Annotated in this window: 19 protein-coding genes; 9 read left to right on the top strand and 10 right to left on the bottom strand. The window is 72.8% G+C overall.

The features are described 5' to 3' along the window. Nucleotides 1-57: 57 nt before the first annotated feature. From IE124_RS25275 to IE124_RS25265, 3 genes are all read right to left on the bottom strand, one after another. On the bottom strand, nucleotides 58-1,215 hold the full coding sequence (locus IE124_RS25275; RefSeq protein WP_189510529.1) for a sulfite oxidase: 1,158 nt from the start codon (nucleotides 1,213-1,215) through the stop codon (nucleotides 58-60). 187 nt (nucleotides 1,216-1,402) lie between these two features. After that, a complete protein-coding gene (locus tag IE124_RS25270) occupies nucleotides 1,403-3,547 on the bottom strand; it encodes an ATP-binding protein (protein ID WP_189510526.1) in 2,145 nt (714 codons plus the stop codon). A gap of 101 nt (nucleotides 3,548-3,648) precedes the next feature. Continuing rightward, the gene (locus IE124_RS25265; protein WP_189510523.1) at nucleotides 3,649-5,232 is read right to left on the bottom strand and encodes a molybdopterin-dependent oxidoreductase; all 1,584 of its coding nucleotides are present in this window, start codon (nucleotides 5,230-5,232) and stop codon (nucleotides 3,649-3,651) included. Between the two features lie 121 nt (nucleotides 5,233-5,353). Between IE124_RS25265 and IE124_RS25260 the strand changes: the two genes are divergently transcribed. Then, the gene (locus IE124_RS25260; protein WP_189510520.1) at nucleotides 5,354-5,848 is read left to right on the top strand and encodes a MarR family winged helix-turn-helix transcriptional regulator; all 495 of its coding nucleotides are present in this window, start codon (nucleotides 5,354-5,356) and stop codon (nucleotides 5,846-5,848) included. 157 nt (nucleotides 5,849-6,005) lie between these two features. Further along, nucleotides 6,006-8,144 carry an MMPL family transporter gene (locus IE124_RS25255; protein ID WP_189510517.1) on the top strand — a complete coding sequence of 713 codons (2,139 nt, stop codon included), beginning with the start codon at nucleotides 6,006-6,008 and terminating at the stop codon, nucleotides 8,142-8,144. A 54-nt stretch (nucleotides 8,145-8,198) separates the two neighbouring features. Here IE124_RS25255 and IE124_RS25250 read toward each other — a convergent pair whose 3' ends face one another. Continuing rightward, nucleotides 8,199-9,593, bottom strand: a complete 1,395-nt coding sequence (locus IE124_RS25250; RefSeq protein WP_189510514.1) for an FAD-dependent monooxygenase — start codon at nucleotides 9,591-9,593, stop codon at nucleotides 8,199-8,201. Nucleotides 9,594-9,717: 124 nt separating this feature from the next. Here IE124_RS25250 and IE124_RS25245 point away from each other — a divergent pair, with 124 nt between their 5' ends. Next, nucleotides 9,718-10,278, top strand: coding sequence for a TetR/AcrR family transcriptional regulator (locus IE124_RS25245; protein WP_189510511.1), 561 nt, complete (start codon nucleotides 9,718-9,720; stop codon nucleotides 10,276-10,278). Between the two features lie 2 nt (nucleotides 10,279-10,280). On the opposite strand, the gene IE124_RS25240 is transcribed toward IE124_RS25245, so the two are convergent. From IE124_RS25240 to IE124_RS25220, 5 genes are all read right to left on the bottom strand, one after another. Beyond that, the gene (locus IE124_RS25240) at nucleotides 10,281-11,195 is read right to left on the bottom strand and encodes an amino acid ABC transporter permease (protein WP_189510508.1); all 915 of its coding nucleotides are present in this window, start codon (nucleotides 11,193-11,195) and stop codon (nucleotides 10,281-10,283) included. Beyond that, nucleotides 11,192-11,857 carry an amino acid ABC transporter permease gene (locus IE124_RS25235; RefSeq protein ID WP_189510505.1) on the bottom strand — a complete coding sequence of 222 codons (666 nt, stop codon included), beginning with the start codon at nucleotides 11,855-11,857 and terminating at the stop codon, nucleotides 11,192-11,194. The genes IE124_RS25240 and IE124_RS25235 overlap by 4 nt, the downstream gene beginning before the upstream one ends. 10 nt (nucleotides 11,858-11,867) lie before the next feature. Next, nucleotides 11,868-12,716 (bottom strand): glutamate ABC transporter substrate-binding protein, encoded by an 849-nt coding sequence (locus IE124_RS25230; protein ID WP_189510502.1) that lies wholly within the window; start codon nucleotides 12,714-12,716, stop codon nucleotides 11,868-11,870. 42 nt (nucleotides 12,717-12,758) lie between these two features. After that, nucleotides 12,759-13,514 carry an amino acid ABC transporter ATP-binding protein gene (locus IE124_RS25225; RefSeq protein ID WP_189510499.1) on the bottom strand — a complete coding sequence of 252 codons (756 nt, stop codon included), beginning with the start codon at nucleotides 13,512-13,514 and terminating at the stop codon, nucleotides 12,759-12,761. A 141-nt stretch (nucleotides 13,515-13,655) separates the two neighbouring features. Further along, nucleotides 13,656-14,351 (bottom strand): alpha/beta hydrolase, encoded by a 696-nt coding sequence (locus IE124_RS25220; protein ID WP_189510496.1) that lies wholly within the window; start codon nucleotides 14,349-14,351, stop codon nucleotides 13,656-13,658. A gap of 209 nt (nucleotides 14,352-14,560) precedes the next feature. On the opposite strand from IE124_RS25220, the gene IE124_RS25215 reads away from it, so the two are divergent. Beyond that, a complete protein-coding gene (locus IE124_RS25215; protein ID WP_189510493.1) occupies nucleotides 14,561-15,019 on the top strand; it encodes a Crp/Fnr family transcriptional regulator in 459 nt (152 codons plus the stop codon). An 85-nt stretch (nucleotides 15,020-15,104) separates the two neighbouring features. Here IE124_RS25215 and IE124_RS25210 read toward each other — a convergent pair whose 3' ends face one another. After that, on the bottom strand, nucleotides 15,105-15,773 hold the full coding sequence (locus tag IE124_RS25210; protein ID WP_189510490.1) for a Tat pathway signal sequence domain protein: 669 nt from the start codon (nucleotides 15,771-15,773) through the stop codon (nucleotides 15,105-15,107). 340 nt (nucleotides 15,774-16,113) lie between these two features. On the opposite strand from IE124_RS25210, the gene IE124_RS25205 reads away from it, so the two are divergent. The 5 genes from IE124_RS25205 (at nucleotide 16,114) to IE124_RS25185 (ending at nucleotide 20,760) form a co-directional block, all read left to right on the top strand. After that, a complete protein-coding gene (locus IE124_RS25205) occupies nucleotides 16,114-16,788 on the top strand; it encodes a TetR/AcrR family transcriptional regulator (protein ID WP_189510487.1) in 675 nt (224 codons plus the stop codon). 196 nt (nucleotides 16,789-16,984) lie between these two features. Then, nucleotides 16,985-17,641 (top strand): DUF6230 family protein, encoded by a 657-nt coding sequence (locus IE124_RS25200; RefSeq protein ID WP_189510484.1) that lies wholly within the window; start codon nucleotides 16,985-16,987, stop codon nucleotides 17,639-17,641. A gap of 2 nt (nucleotides 17,642-17,643) precedes the next feature. Next, nucleotides 17,644-18,126 carry a DUF6114 domain-containing protein gene (locus IE124_RS25195; protein ID WP_229832836.1) on the top strand — a complete coding sequence of 161 codons (483 nt, stop codon included), beginning with the start codon at nucleotides 17,644-17,646 and terminating at the stop codon, nucleotides 18,124-18,126. A 109-nt stretch (nucleotides 18,127-18,235) separates the two neighbouring features. Then, nucleotides 18,236-19,603 carry a carboxyl transferase domain-containing protein gene (locus tag IE124_RS25190; protein WP_189510481.1) on the top strand — a complete coding sequence of 456 codons (1,368 nt, stop codon included), beginning with the start codon at nucleotides 18,236-18,238 and terminating at the stop codon, nucleotides 19,601-19,603. Nucleotides 19,604-19,848: 245 nt separating this feature from the next. Beyond that, the gene (locus tag IE124_RS25185) at nucleotides 19,849-20,760 is read left to right on the top strand and encodes a nitroreductase/quinone reductase family protein (protein WP_189510478.1); all 912 of its coding nucleotides are present in this window, start codon (nucleotides 19,849-19,851) and stop codon (nucleotides 20,758-20,760) included. Nucleotides 20,761-20,880: the final 120 nt, after the last annotated feature.

The raw sequence follows: 20,880 nt of genomic DNA, 5'->3' as shown, positions 1-20,880 counted from the left end.
GGCCACGCCGGCTTCAGGGGCGCTGACCGCTTGGGCTGCTTCGCGGCCCCGGGCGGCTCAGGTGGCTTCGGGGGTGCAGAACACCTCTACGCGCTGGACGAGGTTGTTGGCGAAGCCGCCGCGGTTCCACGGCGCGGCGAGCGGCTGGACGTGCCCCTCGGCGTCGGTAGCCCGTACCGCGAGGTGGTGGTGCCCCGGTGTCGCGGTCCAGGTCGTACGCCAGGACTGCCAGGCCCAGGGGTGCGCGGGGTCGCGTTCGAGCACGGCGTCGGTCCAGACCGCGTCGCCGTCCTCGCCGACCCCCTCCCCGAACTCGCCGATCTCGACCCGCGTGACCCCTCCATGGCCTGACCAGGCGCGCCCGGCGAGCGGGACGGGCCCGGGGCGGACGACCCGGGCGCGGGACATGAAGTCCGGGAAGCCGGGCGGGATCATCAGGGCGCGCGGCGCGATGAGGGTGACGGGCGTCCCGGGGTCGTCCCCCTCCGCTGTCGTCCGGATGCGGTAGGCCACGCTCTGCTGGAAGCCGGTGTACGGGGTGTCGGTGACCGTGATGTCGTGGAGCCACTTCACGTGGGCCATGCCGTACCAGCCGGGGACGACGAGCCGGAGCGGGCTGCCGTGCTGCGGTGGCAGGGGCGCGCCGTTCATGGCGTACGCGACGAGGACGTCCCGCGCCGGCTCCGCGGCGACCCGCAGGGGCAGGCTGCGCCGGTAGTCCTGCTCGACGCCCCGCTCCACGCCGTGGTCGGCTCCGGTGAACACCGCCTCGACGGCGCCCTCGGCGGTCCCGGCCTCCGCGAGGAGCTCCGCGAGCGGGACGCCCGTCCAGTCGGCCGTGCCGACGGCCTCGACGAGCCAGGGCTGGCTGACGGGCCGGGGCGTGAGGCGGGCGCGGCCGTTGCCGGCGCACTCCAGGGTCACTCGGCGGGTGACGGAGGGGCGGGCGCGCAGCGCGTCCAGGTCGAGGGAGAGCGGTCGCCGGACCCGGCCGCCGACGGTGAGCCGCCAGCCGTCGGGGTCCGTGGCGGGGATGTCGTAGTGCACGAGGACGTAGTGGAGGCCGGGCGGGGTCACGTCGTACCGCAGCGCCTCCAGCGGCAGCCCGTGGTTGCGGGCGGCGAGGGCGAGCTCCTGGACGGAGATGCCCTCCTCGGGGTCCGCGAGCCGCCCCGGCCCGCTGACGCCGCCCGGCGCGCTCAGGGATCCTTCCATGCCCTCATGGTGCGCCGGGCGGCTCGGGGTGTCCTGTCGGTGGGAGCGGCAGCGGTCGGCGGCGAGGGCCTTCGCCCGCCCCCCGGGGGGCGATCCGGCCGTCAGGCATGCGGGCCCGCCGGAAGCGGCAGCCCGAAGGCCCGCGGGCCTTCGGGCTGCCGGGAGGAGCGGGGCGGCGGACCCGTCGTCAGGCCTGGGGGAAGCCGCGGAGGGCACGGTCGAGGCCGTCCTGCGGGAGGCCCGTGAGGGCGCGCAGGAAGATCTCCTCGTACGCGGGCTCGCCGATCGTCGCGCGGGCCGTGTCGGTGTACTTCTCGCGGAGGGCGCGCAGGCCGGGCAGGCCGCGCCGTGGCTGGCCGGTGGAGCGCCAGTAGGCCTCGCCCGTGCCGGAGACGTCGGCCGCCCGCTCGCCGTCGCCTGCGGCGGCGAGGGCCGTGGCGAGGACATCGAGGCCGAGGGCGACGCCGAGGCTCGCGCCGAGCCTCCGGGTGCCTTCGAGCATGGCGCGGGCGTGTCCGGCGGCGTCCGCGGGTGCGCCTTCCAGGAGGCCGGTGAGGGCGAGCTGGTACTCCAGGGCGGTGCGGGTCCAGTGCTCGTCGAGCTGCTCGCAAAGGGCGTGGAGCGCGAGGGCCCGCTCACGGGCCTCGGCGAGCCGGCCGAGACCGGTGAGGGCGAAGACCCGCACGAGGCCGCAGCGGAGGCGGGCCGCGGAGTCGGCCGGTCCACCGGGCACGGAATCGAGGACGTGGTCCACGACGACGAACGCGGCCATGGGGCGGCCGGTGGTCAGGGCGAGCAGCCCCGCGAGGGCGGCGGCGTCCAGGGTGAGGTCGCCGGGGCGCGGCCGGGTGATCTCCGCGTACGGGTCGGGGTGCGGGTGCGGGCCGGGTACGGCCGCGCGCTCCGTCCCCAGGGCCTCCTCGTACTCCGTGTAGCGGGCCTCTCGGGCGCAGCGTTCGCTGACGTCCTGGGCGGGGCCGAACTCGCCCTGGAGGACGAGGGTCACGCCGAGCGCCCAGAGGGCGCGGGCCCGGGCCCGGCCGCGCGATCCGCTGAGGAGCAGGGCCTGTTCGAGGCCGTCGCGGGCCTCTCTGAGGCGGCCGCGGCAGGACCAGGCGAAGGCGACGGAGCCGACGAGGTCGAGGGCCGCGTCGGGCTCCGTGCGCAGCAGCCGGTCGAGGGCGGTGCGAAGGTCGGTGTGGTGGGCGTCGACGCTGCGGTACCAGCGGAGCTGACGGGCGCCGAGCCATTCGGTGTCCGCGCGGCGCGCGAGGCCCCGGAAGTGGGCGGCGTGCCGGTCGGCGACGGTCCCGGTCTCGCCGGTCCGCTCCAGCCAGGTCGCCCCGTACGCGCGGATGGTGTCGAGCATGCGGTGGCGGCCGGAGGCGTCGGGCGGACGGACCACGGAGGAGCGGACGAGTCCGTCGAGGGCCTCCGGCAGGGTCGCGGGGGTCAGCGGGCCGCCGGAGCACACGGCGAGGGCCGACGCGAGGTCGAAGGGGCCGCGGAAGACGGAGAGGCGGGCCCAGAGGAGGCGTTCGAGCGGGGAGCAGAGCTCGTGGCTCCAGCCGATGGCGGCGCGCAGGGTCTGGTGCCGGCTCGGCCACACCCGCTGGGTGTGCGCGAGCAGGTCGAAGCGGGCTCCGGGCGGGGTGTCGAGGCGGGTCCCGAGCTGGTCGCGGACGGCCTCGGCGCCCTGGAGGCGGATCTGTGCGGCGGCCAGCTCCAGGGCGAGGGGGATGCCTTCCAGGCGTACGCAGATCTCCCCAGCGGGCCCGGCGGCGGGGAAGTCCTCGCCGGCGGCCCGGCGGAGCAGCTCCAGGGCGTCGCGCCCCGCGGGCGGCAGCGGGTCGAGGGCGACGATCCGTTCGCCCTCGACGCCGAGGGGGCGGCGGCTGGTGGCGAGGACGGTGAGTCCGGGGGCGGCGGCAAGGAGTTCGGCGACGAGCCGGGCGCAGGGTTCGGCGAGGTGCTCGCAGGAGTCGAGGACCAGGAGCAGCCGGTCCTCGGCGAGTCTGCGGCAGAGCGCGGTGCTCGCCATGCCGGGGGTGTGGTCGGAGAGGTCGACGGAGTCGGCGACGAGCGCGACGAGGAGCCGGTCGCCGTCGAGGGGGGTCAGGTCGGTCCACCAGGCGCCGTCCGGGAACCGTTCGGCGACGCGGTGCGCGGAGCGCAGCGCGAGCCGGGTCTTGCCGACTCCGCCGACGCCGGTCACGGTGACGAGTCGGTGCTCCGCCAACGCGGCGGATATTCGGCCCAGTTCCGTGCGGCGCCCCACGAACCCAGGGTTCTCGTCCGGAAGATGTCCACGCACGGAAGCAGTGTCCCTCATCTTGGGCTCGAACGGACCGGCTGAACCTCTTCGTTACGCATCTTGTCCGGCATCTGACCGTCATTCTGCGTCGTTCCCGGTCATCCCCCGTCGTTCCCCGGTCACTTCACGGTCACGACCACCGAGTGCCACCCCTGCGCCCCGTCGGGCATGGTGTCGGTGCGCTCTTCCGGCTGGGTGACGCCGGTGCCGTCGGTGGCGCGGACGGTGAGGGTGTGGCGGCCGGGGGTGGCCTCCCAGGGGTACGTCCACTGGCGCCAGGTGTCGGGGCTGTCCTCGGCGGCGAGCCGGGCGTCCCGCCAGGGTCCTTCGTCGATCCGTACCTCGACCCGGCGAATGCCCCGGTGCTGGGCCCAGGCGACCCCGGCGATCATCACGGTGCCGGCGGCGGGGCGGGCGAGGGGGCGCGGGGTGTCGATGCGGGACTGGGTCTTGACGGGTGCCTGGGCGGCCCAGCCGCGCGGGACCCAGTAGGCGTCGTAGGCGTCGAAGGTGGTGAGCTCGATCGAGGTGATCCACTTGCAGGCGGAGACGTATCCGTACAGACCAGGGACGAGCATGCGGACGGGGAATCCGTGGGTGAAGGGCAGGGGTTCGCCGTTCATCCCGAAGGCGAGGAGGGCGTCGCGGCCGTCCATGACGGCCTCGACGGGGGTACCGATGGTCATGCCGTCGACGGAGCGGGCGACGAGCTGGTCGGCGGGACCGCCCTCGGACGGCGGGCGGACACCGACCTCGCGGAGCAGGTCGGCGAGGGAGACGCCGAGCCAGCGGGCGTTGCCGACGTACGGACCGCCGACCTCGTTGGAGACGCAGGCCAGGGTGATGTCCCGCTCCACGATCCGCCGGGTCATCAGCTCCGGCAGTGTGAGGGTGAGTTCCTCGCGAACGCCGCTGCCGTGGACGCGCAGCCGCCAGCGGTCGGCGTCGACCCGGGGCACGACGAGCGCCGTGTCGACCCGGTAGAAGTCGCGGTTGGGCGTCACGAAGGGGCTGATGCCGGGCACTCGGAGCTGGGCCCCGGCGGGTACGGCCGGGGCGGGGGACGCGGGCTTCGGCAGCCGCAGGGCCGCGCGGGAGGCGGCGGCGTTCTCCTCGACGGGGCTGCCGATCGCCCTGGCGACGGCGGCGGCGCCGGTCGCAGCGAGCCCGGCCGACAGGCCCACGACCAGGAAGTTCCGGCGGTCGGCCTGGGCGGCCCCGGATCCGGCGCGGGCCCTCCGGGCGAAGAGGAGGCCGATCAGGCCGTAGAGCAGGATCGCGCCCACCACGGCACCCACGAGCGAGGGCACGGCGTCGAGGGCGGAGTCCGAGTCGGGGCGGGTGACGGCGGCCAGGGCCCCGAGGACGCCGAAGGCGCCGACCGCGGCCGATCCGAGCAGACGGTGGCGCAGGGCGAGGAGCCCGATGCCGACGGCGAGGAGCCCGAGGACGACCAGGATGCCGAGCTGGAGGACGGCCTTGTCGCTCTCGCCGAACTCGCGGATCGCCCACTCCTTGACGGCCGCCGGGGTCTGGTCGACGACGGCGCCGCCGACGGCGGGGACGGGGCCGGCCTCGGGCCGCACCCAGTGGGCGGCGATGTCCGCGACGGCCAGCGAGACGTATCCGGCGAGCAGACCGCCGACGGCGGCCAGGAGTCGGTCCGTACGGGTCGGTTCGCGGGGTGACTCGGAGGGGGTCATGTTCCTCATTCGGCATCGACGGCGGTCCGGATGGGCCGGTTCACCTGGAAGGCGGACGGCTGTGCGCTGCCGGCGCCACCCATGGACCGGCCGCGCGGACCGCCTTATATAGGCTGATCGTGTGGCCAGTACAGAGGATTCCGAGACCGGTGGAACCGCGCCCGGTGGCGCGCCGGGTGACGCTCAGAGTTTCGCCCGCGCACTGCGGCGGACGAACGGCGAGATCAATCGGCTGGTGCACGGTTTCGCGGCCGCCCAAGGACTGCATCCCACGGACGTGCAGGCGCTCTCGGTCGTGCTGGACAGCCCGGAGCCGCTGACGCCGGGCCGCCTGAGGGAACACCTGGGCTTGACTTCGGGCGCGGTCACGGCCTGCCTCGACCGGCTCGAGCGCGCCGGGCACATCCGCCGCTCCCGGGAGAGCGCCGATCGCCGGGTCGTCCACGTGCACTACGTGGACGGCGCGAAGGCCGCCGCGCGCAGCTACTTCATGCCGCTGGCACAGGCGGCGGAGCGGGCCCGGCTGCGGTTCGACGACGAGGAGCTCGCCGCGGCCGTGCGGTTCCTGGAAGCCCTCAATGAGGAACTCGGCGACCTGCGGGTCCCCCGCCGCTGACCGGGACGTCCCGCGGGCTCCCACCACCTCATCACGGCCCCGGCACCCCCATGCCTCTTCACGCGGAAGCTCCATGATTCAATCTCTCTCAATCATTGAGATACTTTTTCCTTGAGATACCGATTCCGTGTCGAGAGACCCCTCCCCTGGAGTCCGCATGCCCCGCCCCATGCGATGGGCCGCCCGTCTGCTGCCCCTCGTCCTGCTCGTCCTCTGGCTCGCCGTCGGCGGCGGCCTCGGCCCCTACGCGGGGAAGCTCGGCGAGGTGGCCACCAACGACCAGGCCGCCTTCCTCCCGCGCAGCGCCGAATCCACCCGGGTGATCGAGGCCCAGCGGGCCTTCCGCCAGGAGGAGACGCTCCCCGCGCTCGTCGTCTGGACCTCGCCCGGCGGCGGGCGGATCGGCCCGGAGGCGCAGAGCGCCGCCACACGGGCTCTGACCACGCTCGCCGGTCGCCCCGGAATCGTCGGCACGCCGTCCCCGGCCCTCCCCTCCGAGGACGGTGAGGCGCTGCGCGGAGTCGTCCAGCTCCGTCCCGACCTCGGCGAGGAGCTGGCGCCCACGCTCGAAGCGATCGGAAAGGCCGCCTCCGCGGTGCCCGGGACCGCCGTCCAGCTGGCCGGTCCCGCCGCCACCCAGGCCGACCTGTCGGACGCCTTCGCCGGCATCGACGGGCTGCTGCTCGCGGTCGCCCTGGTGACGGTGCTGCTCATCCTGCTGCTCGTGTACCGCAGCGTGCTGCTGCCCCTGATCATCATCGTCGGCGCGGTGCTCTCCCTGGCTCTGGCCTGCGCCGTCGTCTACGTCCTCGCCGACCACGGCGTCGTCCGGGTCGACGGCCAGGTCCAGGGCATCCTGTCCATCCTGGTGATCGGCGCCGCCACCGACTACGCCCTCCTCCTCGCCGCCCGCTACCGCGAGGAGCTCGCCCGCCACGAGGGCGACCGCTTCCCGGCCATGCGCGCGGCGCTGCGCCGGTCCGCCGGGCCGATCACGGCCAGCGCGGCCACCGTCGCGCTCGGCCTGCTCGCGCTGCTGTTCAGCGATCTGACGAACAACCGGGCCCTCGGACCGGTGGGCGCCATCGGCATCGTCTGCGCGGTCCTGAGCACCCTGACCTTCCTGCCCGCCGTCCTGGTCCTGCTCGGCCGCGCCGCGTACTGGCCGGCCAAGCCCCGCCCGTCCGACGCCGAGGGCGGCGGCACCGGCATCTGGCGGCGGGTCGCCGCACTGGTGGACCGGGCGCCGCGCAAGGTCTGGGCGGCGACGCTCGCCGGACTGCTCGCCTGCGCCGCCTTCGCCCCGGTCCTGGAGTCCAAGGGCGTTCCGCTCGACGAGATCTTCGTGAACGACGCCCCTTCCGTGGCCGCGCAGGAGACGCTCGGCCGGCACTTCCCCGGCGGGGCGGGCAATCCGGCGATCGTGATCGCCGGGGCCGGCGAGCTCGCCGAGGTGACGGCGGCGGCCGAGAGCGTCGAGGGAGTGGACTCGGCCGATGCCGTGACCGCCTCCGGCCGGCCCGGCGCGGGTGCGCCGCTGGTGGTCGACGGGCGGGTCCGGATCGACGTCACCCTGGCCGACGCGGCGGACAGCGAGGCCGCCGCGGCGACCGTCGCCCGCCTCCGCTCGGCCGTGCACGCCGTGCCGCGGGCCGATGCCCTGGTCGGCGGCTACACGGCGCAGCGCTACGACACCCGGGAGACCGCCGAACGCGACCGGACGCTGATCGTGCCGGTGGTGCTCGCCGTCATCCTGACCATCCTCGTCGGCCTCCTCCGTTCCCTGCTGATGCCCCTGCTGCTCGTCGCCACGGTCGCCCTGAACTTCCTCGCCACACTCGGCGTCTCGGCCGTGGTCTTCCAGCACGTCTTCGGATTCACCGGTACGGATTCCTCGGTCCCCCTCTACGGCTTCGTGTTCCTGGTCGCGCTCGGCGTGGACTACAACATCTTCCTGATGTCCCGGGTCCGTGAGGAGTCGCTGCTGCACGGGGTCCGGGAGGGCGTCCTGCGCGGTCTGACCGCCACCGGCGGGGTCATCACCTCCGCCGGTGTCGTCCTGGCCGCCACTTTCGCGGCCCTGGGTGTCATCCCGCTCGCCTTCCTGGTGCAGATCGCCTTCATCGTCGCGTTCGGCGTCCTCCTGGACACCCTCGTCGTCCGCTCGCTGCTCGTACCGGCGCTCGTCAGGGACCTCGGCCCCGTCGCGTGGTGGCCGGGCGAGCTCAGCCGACGCGCGACGGGTCCCGAGAGCACCGGTCCGGCTCGGGAGGAAACCGGCGCCGGGACTCCGTGACGATCGGGCCCAGGACCGCGGGGCGGCCTGGGCCCGCGCCTTCCGGCGGTGCGCTCAGAACGTGTAGCCGTCGGGGCGGACCAGGAGGGTGGAGCGGTCCGCGGGGTCGGTCCAGGTCGCCCGTATGAGGCGGGCCGGACCGGTCGGGGAGGAGGGCGCCGGATCGGGCCGCGCGCCCTCGGGACCGATCAGGACGAACTCGCCCTCGCGCAGCAGCTCGTACAGCCTGCCCTCGCGGAGCTCCAGGTCGGGGACGCGCCGGGTGTTCCGGCCGTAGGAGATCCCAAGCCCGCTGACCATGCCCAGTGCCTTGGCGGAGGCGGCCGGGACAGCAGCAAGGATCCGTGCGGCGAGCGCCCGCAGGGTGCGCTGGAGCGGCCCGCGGGCCATGGCGAGCCGGACGATGGCTCCGCTGCTGCGGAGCACCATGGCTCCGACAGGGTGCCGCTCGGACTGGTAGCTGTCGAGAAGGGCCTCGGGGTCGGGAGCGTCGCCGCGCAGTGCGGCGACGAGCTTCCAGGAGAGGTTCGCCGCGTCCTGGAGGCCGGTGTTCATCCCCTGACCTCCGGCCGGGGAGTGCACGTGGGCGGCGTCCCCGGCCAGGAAGACGCGACCGGCGCGGTAGGCCGGGACCTGGCGCTCGTCGCTGTGGAAGCGGGAGATCCAGCGGGCGTCGTGCATCCCGTAGTCGCTGCCGAGTGCGCGGCGCGCGATGGCGCGGACCTCGTCGAGGTCGACGGGCTCGCTGTCGGGCACCTGGCGGGTGCGGTCCCAGCCCATGACCCGGTACCAGCCGTCACCGAAGGGGGCGACGAAGGCGAAGGCGTCCCCCACGCCGTTGACCGTGAGCAGCCCTTCGGGCTTCTCGGCGAGGCGGACGTCCGCGAGCACGATGGACCGGATCACCGAGGCACCGGGGAAGGGCAGGCCCAGAGCCGTCCGCACGGCGCTGCGCACGCCGTCGGTGCCGACGAGATAGCGGGCACGGAGGGTGACGGGGGTCCCGTCGGGGCCCGTGAGCTCCGCGACGGCGCGACCGGTGTCCTGGCTCAGTCCGCGCAGTTCCGTTCCGTACCGGAAGTCCACGCCTGCGGTGACCGCGCGCCGCTCCAAAAGCCGCTCGACCTCGTACTGCGGGGTGATGAGCAGGTACGGGAAGCGGGTGCGGAGCCGGTCCAGGTCGAGGGTGAGGCGACGGAAGAGCCGCAGCTCGGTGATGGGGGTGCCGGTGGAGACCAGCTCGTCGGCGAGTCCGCGTGCGTCGAGCTGCTCCAGGGTGCGGGCGTGGACTCCGAACGCACGGGTCATGTTGCTGATGCCGTGCGGGCGGCGCTCGACGAGGGTCACGCGCAGGCCCGCGGCGGCGATGTCGCCGGCGAGCAGCATTCCGGTGGGGCCGGCCCCCACGACGAGGACGTCCGTGTCCAAGTCCATGTCCAGGCTCTTCATGACTCTCCCCTGCCTGACCGTAGTACCCACGACTGTTGGCCAACGCTTGTTGGCCAACGCTTGTTGGCCAATGTAGACCCGCCCGCGATGGACCGTCAACAGGTGTTGGCATACGGTTGTTGGCATGACGACCGCACGCCGCTCCGACGCCACCCGGGCCGCGATCCTCGAAGCCGCCCGCGAACGCTTCGCCGAGGACGGCTACGAGCGCGCCACCATCCGCGCCATCGCCCGTGACGCCGCCATCGATCCCTCGATGGTCATGCGGTACTACGGCAACAAGGAGGGGCTGTTCGCCGCCGCCTCCGAGATCGATCTGGACCTTCCCGCGCTCGGCGGCCTGCCGGCCCGGCACATCGGGGCCGTCCTCGTCACGCACTTCCTCGACCGGTGGGAACGCGACGACGTCCTCACCGGAATGCTGAGAGTGGGGGTCACCAACACCGCCGGCGCCGAGCGGATGCGGGCCGTCTTCGCCGAGCAGCTCGGACCCATCGCGCGCGGAGTCTGCCCCGACCCCGCGGAAGCGCCCCGCCGGGCGGCGCTCGTCGCCTCACAGGTCCTCGGCATGGCACTCGCCCGCTATGTGCTCCGGCTGCCGCCCGCGGTCGAGATGTCCACGGACGAGGTCGTCGCATGGCTGGGACCGACCGTGCAGCGCTACCTGACGGACCCGGAGCCCTGAGGTCACTTGGTCCCGTCGGTCGGACCCATGTGTTCGCCCGGCGCGGCCAGTTCCTCGACCGCCTCGACGCCCACGACCGCGCCCGTGGACTTCTTGCCGCGCCGCAGCCTGCCTTCGAGCCAGGAGGCGAAGGTGGTGAGGGCGAAGTTGAGGACCACGAAGATCACGGCGACGACGGTGAAGCAGGCGATCGTGTTGGCTCCGTAGTTCGCGCTCATCGGGCGCACGGAGGCGAGGAGTTCGGAGAAGCCGAGCATCGCGCCGCCGAGCGCGGTGTCCTTGACGATGACGACGAGCTGACTGACCAGGGCGGGCAGCATGGCGGTGACCGCCTGCGGGAGCAGCACGTACGTCATGGTCTGGCCCTTGCGCATGCCGATCGCCTTCGCCGCGTCGGTCTGCCCGCTCGGCAGGGCGAGGATGCCGGCGCGGACGACCTCGGCGAGCACGGAGGCGTTGTAGAGGACGAGGCCGGTGACGACCGCGTACAGGGGACGGGTGTCCGGGCTGATGTCGGTGAACTCGGCGTACGCGGCGTTGGCGAAGAGCATGAGGATCAGTACGGGGATGGCCCGGAAGAACTCGACGACGGTGCCGGCGGCGCCGCGCACCCAGCGGTGGTCGGAGAGCCGCAGGATGCCGAGGAAGGCGCCGAGCGGCAGCGCGATCACCATGGCGAGCGCCGCGGCGATCACGGTGTTCTTCAGGGCGGGCAGGATGTACGTCTCCCAGACGCGGGCGTCGGTGAAGAAGGGCGCCCACTTGGCCCATTCGAGCTGGTTCTTCTCGGCGAGGCTCGCGACCACCCACCACACCACGGCGGCGAGCGCGACCAGGAACAGCAGCGTCCAGAGGAGGTTGCGCCGCCGGGCGCGCGGGCCGGGGACGTCGTAGAGGACCGTGGGTTTGCTCTTCACCGTTTCACCGCCACCTTCTTGGCCACCCAGCCGAGGAACAGCCCGGTGGGCAGGGTGAGACAGAGGAAGCCCGCGGCGAAGATCACGGAGATGAGGATGAGTTGGGCCTCGTTCTCGATCATCTCGCGCATCAGCAGGGCCGCTTCGGCGACGCCGATCGCGGCGGCCACGGTGGTGTTCTTGGTGAGGGCGATGAGGACGTTGGCGAGGGGGCCGACGACGGAGCGGAAGGCCTGCGGGAGCACGATGATGCGCAGGACCTGAGGGAAGCTGAGCCCGATGGCGCGGGCCGCCTCGACCTGGCCGAGGGGGACGGTGTTGATGCCGGAGCGGAGCGCCTCGCAGACGAAGGCGCTCGTGTAGGCGGTGAGGCCGAGGACGGCCAGCCGGAAGTTGATCGTGGTGAACTTGTCGGCGCCGAGGCTCACCCCGAGGGTCTGGAAGAGGCCGAGCGAGGTGAAGACGATGATGACCGTGAGGGGGATGTTGCGCACCACGTTGACGTAGACGGTGCCGAAGCCCCGCATCAGGGGGACCGGGCTGACGCGCATGGCGGCCAGCAGGGTCCCCCAGATCAGGGAGCCGATCGCGGAGTAGACGGTGAGCTGCACCGTCACCCAGAAGGCTCCGAGCAGGTCGTACCCCTGGAGGAAGTCGAACACGACGGCCTGCTCACTTCACGATGACGCCGATCTCCGGCGCGGGTTCGTTCTGGTAGCCGGCGGGACCGAAGTTCTTCTCCACCGCCGCCTCCCACGAGCCGTCGGCGACCATCTTCTCCAGGGCGGTGTTGATCTGGTCCTGGAGTTCGCTGCCCTTCTGGACGCCGATGCCGTAGTTCTCGTTGCTCATCTTGAAGCCGCCGAGCTTGAACTTGTCCTTGAACTCCTCCTGCGAGGCGTACCCGGCGAGGATCGAGTCGTCGGTGGTGACGGCGTCGATGACCCCGTTCTCCAGGCCGGTCAGGCACTCGGAGTAGCCGCCGTACTCCTGGAGCTGGGCGTCGGGGGCGATCTTGTCCTTGACGTTCTGCGCGGAGGTCGATCCGGTGACCGAGCAGAGCTTCTTGTTGTTCAGGTCGGACGGCTGCTTGATCGAGTCGTCGTCGGCGCGGATCAGGACGTCCTGGTGGGCGAGGAGGTAGGGGCCGGCGAAGTCGACCTTCTCCGCGCGCTCGTCGTTGATCGAGTACGAGGCCGCGATGAAGTCCACGTCACCGCGCTGGAGCAGCGTCTCCCGGTCGGCGCTCTTGGCCTCCTTCCACACGATGTCGCCCGGTTCGTGACCGAGCTCCTTGGCGATGTACGTCGCCACGTCGACGTCGAATCCCGTATAGGTGCCGTCCGGGGTCTTGAGGCCGATGCCGGGCTGGTCGTACTTGATGCCGATGGTGATCTCGTCCTCGTCCTGGGCGCGGGAGACGCCTCCGGAGGCTCCGGAGGCCAGTCCCGCCGACGTGAAGGAGAGGACGACGGCCGCGGCGACGGCCACGGTGGTCCTGCAGGTCCTGTGGACGTTCATGTGGATCACCCCTGCGGGCTGCTGGTCGGGCGACGGCCGGGCTCAGTGGTGGAGGATCTTGGAGAGGAAGTCCTTGGCCCGGTCGCTGCGCGGATTGCTGAAGAACTCGTCCGGGGTCGTCTCCTCGACGATCTTGCCGTCGGACATGAAGACGACCCGGTTGGCGGCGGACCGTGCGAATCCCATCTCATGGGTGACGACCACCATCGTCATGCCGTCCCGGGCGAGCTGCTGCATGACCTCGAGGACCTCGTTGATCATCTCGGGGTCGAGCGCGGAGGTCGGCTCGTCGAAGAGCATGACCTTCGGGCCCATGGCCAGCGCGCGGGCGATCGCCACGCGCTGCTGCTGGCCACCGGAGAGCTGCGCCGGGTACTTGTCCGCCTGGGAGGCGACCCCGACCCGTTCGAGCAGCGAGCGGGCCCGCTGCTCGGCGGCCTTCCGGTCCTTCTTGCGGACCTTGATCTGGCCCAGGGTGACGTTGTCGAGCACCGTCTTGTGTGCGAAGAGGTTGAAGGACTGGAAGACCATGCCGACGTCGGCCCGCAGGGCCGCCAGCTCGCGGCCCTCGGCCGGGAGGGGGCGGCCGTCGATGACGATCTCGCCCGCGTCGATGGTCTCCAGGCGGTTGATCGCCCGGCAGAGCGTCGACTTCCCCGAGCCGGACGGCCCGATGACGACGACCACCTCGCCTCGGTGGATCGTCAGGTCGATGGACTGGAGGACGTGCAGGGTGCCGAAGTGCTTGTCCACCTCGCGCAGCACGACAAGCGCGTCGCCACCGTCCGGGACGGGCATGGCACCCTCCAGGGTCACGTCCCCGCTCGCCGCCCCCTCCTCACGTTCATGCTCCGCCCTCCGCCGGGCCCTCGCACGCCGGGCGGTGGGGGGAGCGGGATCAGCCCGGTCGGCAGCGGCATCGGCCCGTCGGCAGGGGGATCAGCCCGTCGTCTCCCGTACGGCGAGCTCGACGAGGTCGCAGACCTCGGCCGGCCGGGAGGCGAGCGAGGCGTGGCTCGCGTCGAGCTCGATCGTCTTGCGCGGGTTCATGCGCTGTGCCATGCGCCGCTCGTTGTCGGGGTGGATCATGCGGTCCTGGGTCGAGACCTGGTACCAGCAGGGCTTGGCCCGCCAGGCCGGGGCGGTGACCGGGTCGCCGAAGGTGGAGCCGAGCGGGGCCTTCTGGGTGACGGCCATGACCAGTGCCTCCTCCTGGGTGAGGTCCTGGGCGAAGCTGTCGTGGAAAGCCTTCTGCTCGATCCAGAGGTAGCCGTCCGAGTCGGGGACGATGTTCTCGAAGGCGGCCGGCGGCATCTCCTGGCTGAGCTGCCCGGGGCTCTCGCCGACGTCCGGGGCGAAGGCGGCGACGTAGACCAGGCCCATCACGTTCGGCAGGTCTCCGGCCTCGGTGATGACGGCGCCGCCGTAGGAGTGGCCGACGAGCACCACGGGGCCGTCGATCTGCCTGACCATCTTCCGGGTGCGTTCGGCGTCGTCGCCGAGTGCCGTGAGCGGGTTCTCGACGGCGTGCAGCTTGTCGTAGCCCCGCCGGTGGAGCTCGGAGACGACCTTCGACCAGTGGGCGGCGCCGCCCCAGAATCCGTGCACGAGGACGATCGCGGGCTTGTCTGCCATGGGTTTCCGTACCGATCTGTACGAGGGATGGATCCCGCCCTTTGTTCCCGCCCCCTGTCCCCGCCCCTTGTTCCCGCCCCTGATCCCGCCCCGTCTCCCCGCCGCCACGCTACGTGTGGAGCGGGGGCTCCGCACGTCCTCTCGGGCGCGCCCGGGCCCGGCCTGTCGGACACTGGGGGTGGGAGCCGAGCGTCGGAGGAGGGTCCGCCATGACCAGTGTCGCGCCCAAGGTCAGCACGTTGCCGCCGGAGCACCGGGAGCGGCTGATGGCCTTCGCCGAGGACGTGTACTTCGAATCCGGTCATCGGCTGTTCGAGGAGCAGCAGCACGCCGACCGGTTCTGGATCGTGAAGACGGGAGCGGTGACGCTCGACGCCAAGGTGCCGGGCCGCGGGTCGCCGGTGATCGAGACCCTGCGCCACGGCGAGCTGGTGGGCCTGTCCTGGATGTTCCCGCCGTATCTGTGCCAGTCGGGGGCCGAGGCGATGACGCCGGTACGGGCGTACGAGTTCGACGCCCCGGCAGTCCTGTCGATGTGCCGGGCGGACACGGAGTTCGGCGCCTCGGTCGTGTTCTGGGTGGGGTCCATCCTGGCCCATCGCCTGAACGTGACCCGGGTCCGGCTCCTCGACCTGTACGCCCCGCACGGGAGCGGCATCTTCGCGTGAGCCCCTGCCCGGTGTGAGCCCCGCCCTCGCGTGAGCCCCGCCCTTCGCCGTACAGGCGGAGGGCGGGGCCACGGTCCGACCGGGTTCAGTTCACGAAGACGGAGGGGCTGCCGGCCTGGCTGACGTCCTGGACGGGGCCGTACTTCGCCGTGAAGTAGCCGTTGGCCGGACAGGTGCCGGGTCCGCTGGCCTTGGTGAAGAGCTGGTCGGTGAAGGTGAGTGAGTTGTCGGTGTTGGAGGGTGTGGCGGTGAGACTGCCGGCCCGGTAGACGCAGGTCATCAGGCCGAGGACGCTGTTGATCTTCAGGGTGGTCTGGATCGGGCCCGCGGCGCCGGCCGTGACGGTGAGCGCGCCGCCGGAGACGACGGCCGTGCTGAACGGCAGGTTGTTGACGGTGATGCTCTGGACGCCGGTCGCCCCGAAGATGTTGGTGGTGCAGCTGCTGAGCGTGTGGGCGGTGACGGTCTCGGTGGCGGTGCCGGGCGCGGCGGGGTTGCCGGTGACGGTGGCGGTGAACGCGGACGTGTTGCAGGTGATGCCCGTGCTGCCGCCCAGCGTGGTGGCGATCCGGGCTTTGGTGCCGGTGGAGAGCGAGGCGGACAGGACGTCGCCGACCGCGACGGCGGTGCCCGTGGCGGAGCCGGTGGTGAGGACGTTCCCTGCGGTGGCTCCGAGGGCGCCGGCCTGGGTGGTCGCGGCGAGCGTGGCCGAGACGGCGAGGCCGACGGCGGCGAGGAGAGCGTACTTGCGCATGGGGATGCTTCCTTCCGTACGGATGTGGGGTGGGGATGGCGGTGCGTACGGAGCGACGTGCGAGCCCTGGCGGAACGGTCCGGCGCCACGGATGACGTCCCGGCAGCGGCGTGCTGGAGAGAGCGGTGCGGGAGACAGCGGTTGGAGAGGGGTGCTGGAGCGGTACGGGGAGCGTGATACTCGGTGCCGTGTGCGGTGGAGACGCGTCCCGTCCCTCGGGGAGCGGCTCCGCCGAACACCTGAGAACACCCGATGACACTCGGCGCACCGAGAGGAAAACCCACGAGGGTTGTAATCCCGCCGAGTATGTGACGTCAACAAGCCCGGAAGGATGTGGCCGATGACGAGTGCCCGCGAGGCCGAGGAGGGGCTCGTCCTGCCGGGGGCCCGCTCGGGCCGTGAACCGGGGCGCTCACTGCGCCCCGGGCCGCGCCGGCTGAGCCCCGAGCAGGTGGCGTCCCGGCAGCGGGAGCGGCTGCTCGACGGAGTGGCCCGGACGGTCGCGGAGAACGGCTACGCCGGTGCGCGCATCAGCGACATCTGCCGGGAGGCCGGGGTGACCCGACCGGTCTTCTACGAGCTGTTCTCCGGCAAGGAGGACGCCGTCGTCGCCGCCTACCGGGGCGGTACGGAGCTGGTGGTGCGGGCCATGGGGCGGGCGTACGAGGAGGCGGGCGGCGCGGCGGACTGGCCGGCCTCGGTGCGGGCCGGGCTGCGGGTGCTCCTGACCCTGCTCACCGAGAACCCCGCCTTCGCCACGATGGTGGTCGAGATCGAGTCGGTGGGACCCGCGGGGCGCGGGGCCCGGGCGGAACTTCTGGCCAGTTTTCGACGGTTCTTCGCGGACGCCCCGGCGGGCCCGCCATGGGTGGCGCGGGCCGAGCTCGTGGACATCGTGGTGGGCGCCGTCCACGCGGCGGTGCACCGCGCGGTCGACGAGGGACGGTTCACCGACCTCCCTCCGCTGCTCGACACCCTGGTGCACGTCGTCGTGGCCCCTTTCACCGCCGAATGATCCACTGCGGCAAGGTCAAAAGACCGCACATGCGCGGTAGTTGACCCCGGGTAACCACAAGCCTTACTGTCCGGTAGGTTCCCTGCGGCACGTCTGCCTCCGCACCACGCGAGGAAGACCCGGGCAGCTCGGGGAACCGTCCGCGCCAGGACGCCGCCGCGCAGGTCAGTTTCCTCACCCATGTCAGGAGCGCCTCATGGCCTTGTCCGAAAACACCCAGGACAACACCCCCGCCCCGTTACCCGACGACCGGTCCGACAGACGCGGCCGGGTCCGGTTCCGCCGCGCGGCCCTGATGGGCGGACCCGCCCTCGCCGCCGCCGCCACGCTCGTGGTGCTCACCGCCCAGGGGGCCCTCGCCGCCCAGTTCGCCATCTCCGGCATGCCGTTCACGGTGACCGCCGACAGCCTGGAGGGCCGGGGCTTCGGGCAGTTCGGTGGCCTCGACAACATGCCCGAGGGCAGCCCGAACGCCGGCGACACCGGCGGCCAGGTCCTGGTGATCGTCACCGCGATCCGCGAGGCCGAACTCACCGACCTCTGCCAGAGCGTGGAGCTCGGCGGCACCTTCCTGCACATCACGGCCGGCGCCAAGGGCACCCCGGTCAAGGCCTCGGGGCTCACCACCGACTCCACCGAGATCTCCGGCAAGCTCGCCGACTTCGACAACATCGAGATCGGCGGCGACGCGAGCACCTTCGAGAAACCGCCGGTCAAGGGACCGCTGGGTGTGTTCGGCCAGCAGGCCGACACCGTCAGGATCAAGGACCTGCGGCAGACCAACTACGCCACGACAGCGGTCCGGTTCACCCTGCCCGACCTGAAGATGCGCTTCAGCTCGAAGGGCTGCTGAGCGTGGCGTCCGGCCGCCCCCGCCACCCCTGGCGGGCCTTCCGGCTCTGGCGGTACCGCCGCCCGTTCGGCGCCGGTCTCACGCTCGCCCTGGGCGGCGCGGAGATCCTGCTGACCCAGCGGGCGAGCATCACCGTGATCCTCACGGCCGGGGCCGACAGCCTCGTGGGCTACGTCCTGCCCGTCCTCATGGTGATCTGCGGTCTGCTCGTCGTCCTCAACCCGCGCCAGCGGCTCTTCTACTCGGTCGTCGGCGTCCTCGCGTCCCTGGGCAGCTGGGTGACGTCCAACCTGGGCGGGTTCGTCATCGGCATGCTGCTGGGACTCGTCGGCAGCTCGCTCGCCTTCGGCTGGCTGCCCGACCGTCCCCGGCGGCGGCCCTGGCGCCGGAGCCGGCGCAAGGAGCCGGAGGCGGCCGGGGGCGGGACGGCGGCGACCGCCGGAGCGGCGGCCGGACCCGTAGCGGAGCCCCGCCCAGGCGTCTGACCTGGTCTTTCGTGCGGCTTCGTCACCCCTCCACCGGCCGACGGTACGGTGGAGGGGCACCACCGAACCACCCCTACGGACGGACCGGCGACGAGCGGCGAGGCGACGCATGACCCACCCGATGACGGCACGCGAGGCGATCGCGCTCGTCACCGACGACTTCACCGAACTCCCCTTCTCCGAGGGACCCTTGGAAGGGGACGGGCCGATCGGCTGGCCGGGCTACGCGGCCGCGCACGGCCGCGCCGCGGACCGCTCCGGCGAGTCCGAGTCGGTGATCTGCGGTACGGGTGCGATCGGCGGCGTGCCGGTGGTGCTGCTGTCCTTCGAGTTCCGCTTCCTCGGCGGGTCCATCGGCGAGCGCACGGGCGCGCGGGCGGCCGCCGCGCACCGGCTCGCCCGCTCCCGGCGGCTGCCCGTGGTCGCGCTTCCCGCCACCGGCGGAAGCCGGATGCACGAGGGCATGCGCGCTCTGCTCCAACTGCAGGCGATCGCCCGCGAGTCGGCGCTCACCCGGGCCGCCGGCCTGCCGCAGGTCGCGGTCCTGCGGGACCCGACGACCGGTGGCGGCTGGGCCACGCTCGGGGCGGGCTCCGATGTCGTCCTCGCCCTGCCGGGCGCACAGGTCGGCTTCGCGGGCTCGCGGGTGCGCCCGGCGGACGCCGACCCCGCCGCGTACACGGCGGAGGCCCAGCTCGCCCACGGCCACATCGACGCCGTCGTTCCGCCCGGGGAGCTACGGGCCGTGCTCGGCCGCTGGCTCACGCTCCTCACGCGGCCCGCCGAAGGGCCGGTCCCGCCGCCGTACGCCCTCGGAACCGGAGCCGGCCCCCTCACCGGCGCCACCGCGGCCGTCGAGTCCGGCCGGGAGGCCGTGGCCCGCGCCCGGCACCCCGACCGGCCCCGGGCGCCCGCCTACCTCGACGCCCACTTCACGCACCGCGCCGAGATCTCCGGCGACCGCTGCGGAGGCACGGACCCGGGCATGCTCTGCGGATTCGGGCAGGACCCCGACGGCCGGACCGTCGCCTACGCCGCCCAGTGCGGCACCGCCACCCGGCCCGCCGGCTTCCGCACGGCGACCCGGCTCGTCCGCCTCGCCGACCGCCTCGGGATCCCGGTCCTCACCCTCGTCGACACGCCCGGCGCGGCCAACGACCCCCAGGCCGAGCGGGACGGAGCGGGCCCCGCCATCGCCGCCCTCTTCGAGGCCGTCGCCACGGCCCATGTCCCGATCACGTCCCTGCTCGTCGGGGAAGGCGGTTCGGGCGGCGCGCTCGCCCTCGCCGCCCCCGGCAACACCTGGGCGACCCCGGACAGCTACTTCTCCGTCATCGCCCCGGAACTCGCGGCGGCCATCCTCAAGCGGGCTCCCGAGGAGGCGGACTCCACCGCCGACCTGCTCCGGCTGCGCCCGCGGGACCTCCTCTCCCTCGGCGCGGTCCGGGGCATCGTCGACGGACCGCCCTCGGGCTGAGGCTCCGTGCGGTGGGGCACGGCGCTCGACGGTGCTGTGCTTTAATCGGACCCGTGGCGCGTGGCGTCGGCCAAAGAGCAGTGGGCCGGCCGGCAGTCAAGCGACCACCTGACCCGGTGCGTTCGCGCGCGGCATTCCCGCGCGAGGCACCCGTCCTTTCACGCACACCGTGACCCGGCCGCCTCCGACGCGCGCCCGCACGGCACACCCGGGGCGCTCGCGCCCTTCACGGAGACCGCATCATCATGCCCACATCCTTCAACCAGTCCGTCATCGACGAGTTCCGCGCGAACAGCGGGAAGGTCGGCGGCTACTTCGAGGGCGGCGACCTGCTGCTCCTCACCACCACCGGGGCGCACTCCGGCGTCCAGCGCACCGTGCCCCTCGGGTACGTCCGCCACGGCGACCTCCTGATGGTCGTCGGATCGAACCTCGGGTCGGACCGGCACCCCGACTGGTTCCACAACCTGATGGCCCACCCGCTGGTCCGGGTGGAGCTCGGCACCGAGGAGTTCGAGGCCCTCGCCGTCCCCGCCGAAGGCGCCCGGCGCGACCGGCTGTTCGCCCATGTGGTGAGCGCGGAGCCGGGCTACGGCGAGTACCAGCGCAACACCGCGCGCGTCCTGCCGGTCGTGGTCCTGGAGCGCGATACGACCTCCGCGGACGAGGGCCCGTCCGAGGTCGCGAACCTCGCCGACAAGGTCATGGAGGTCCACGTCTGGCTCCGCGGCCAGCTGGGACGCGTACGGGAAGAGGTCGACGCGCACTTCGCCGCGCTGGCCGCGCACCAGGAACCCGGCGAGCCGCCGGCGCCGGGGCTAGGACTCCAGATCCGGCAGCGGTGCCTCGCGTTCTGCCAGTCGCTGACCTTCCACCACACGACCGAGGACGCCCATCTCTTCCCGGGCGTCGAGGCCCATCACCCGCACCTCGCCGACGTCTTCGAGCGGCTCCGCGCCGAACACCGCACCTTCGCCCGCCTCCAGCAGGAGCTGGGCGGACACCTCGCCGACATCGCCGGCGCGGACCCGGAGGTGTTCCGCGCCGAACTGGAGCGGATGTCCAGGGAGCTCACGGCCCATCTCGCCTACGAGGAGGAGATGTTGCTGCCGCTGCTCAGGGAGGTCCCCTTCCCGCCCGTCCGCCCCGCCGTGTGAGCGGACCCGCCCGTCCGCGGCGCGGACTTTCCCGAGCCTTGTCCGGGCTCTTGCCGTCCGCTGTACGGGTGTTGGACGACCCGCGACGAGAGTGACACCACCCGGACCGGTCCGCGTCCG

The sequence above is a fragment of the Streptomyces narbonensis genome, assembly GCF_014649015.1.
In the GTDB taxonomy this organism is placed as follows: domain Bacteria; phylum Actinomycetota; class Actinomycetes; order Streptomycetales; family Streptomycetaceae; genus Streptomyces; species Streptomyces narbonensis.
This window is presented reverse-complemented; position numbering and strand designations above follow the sequence as displayed.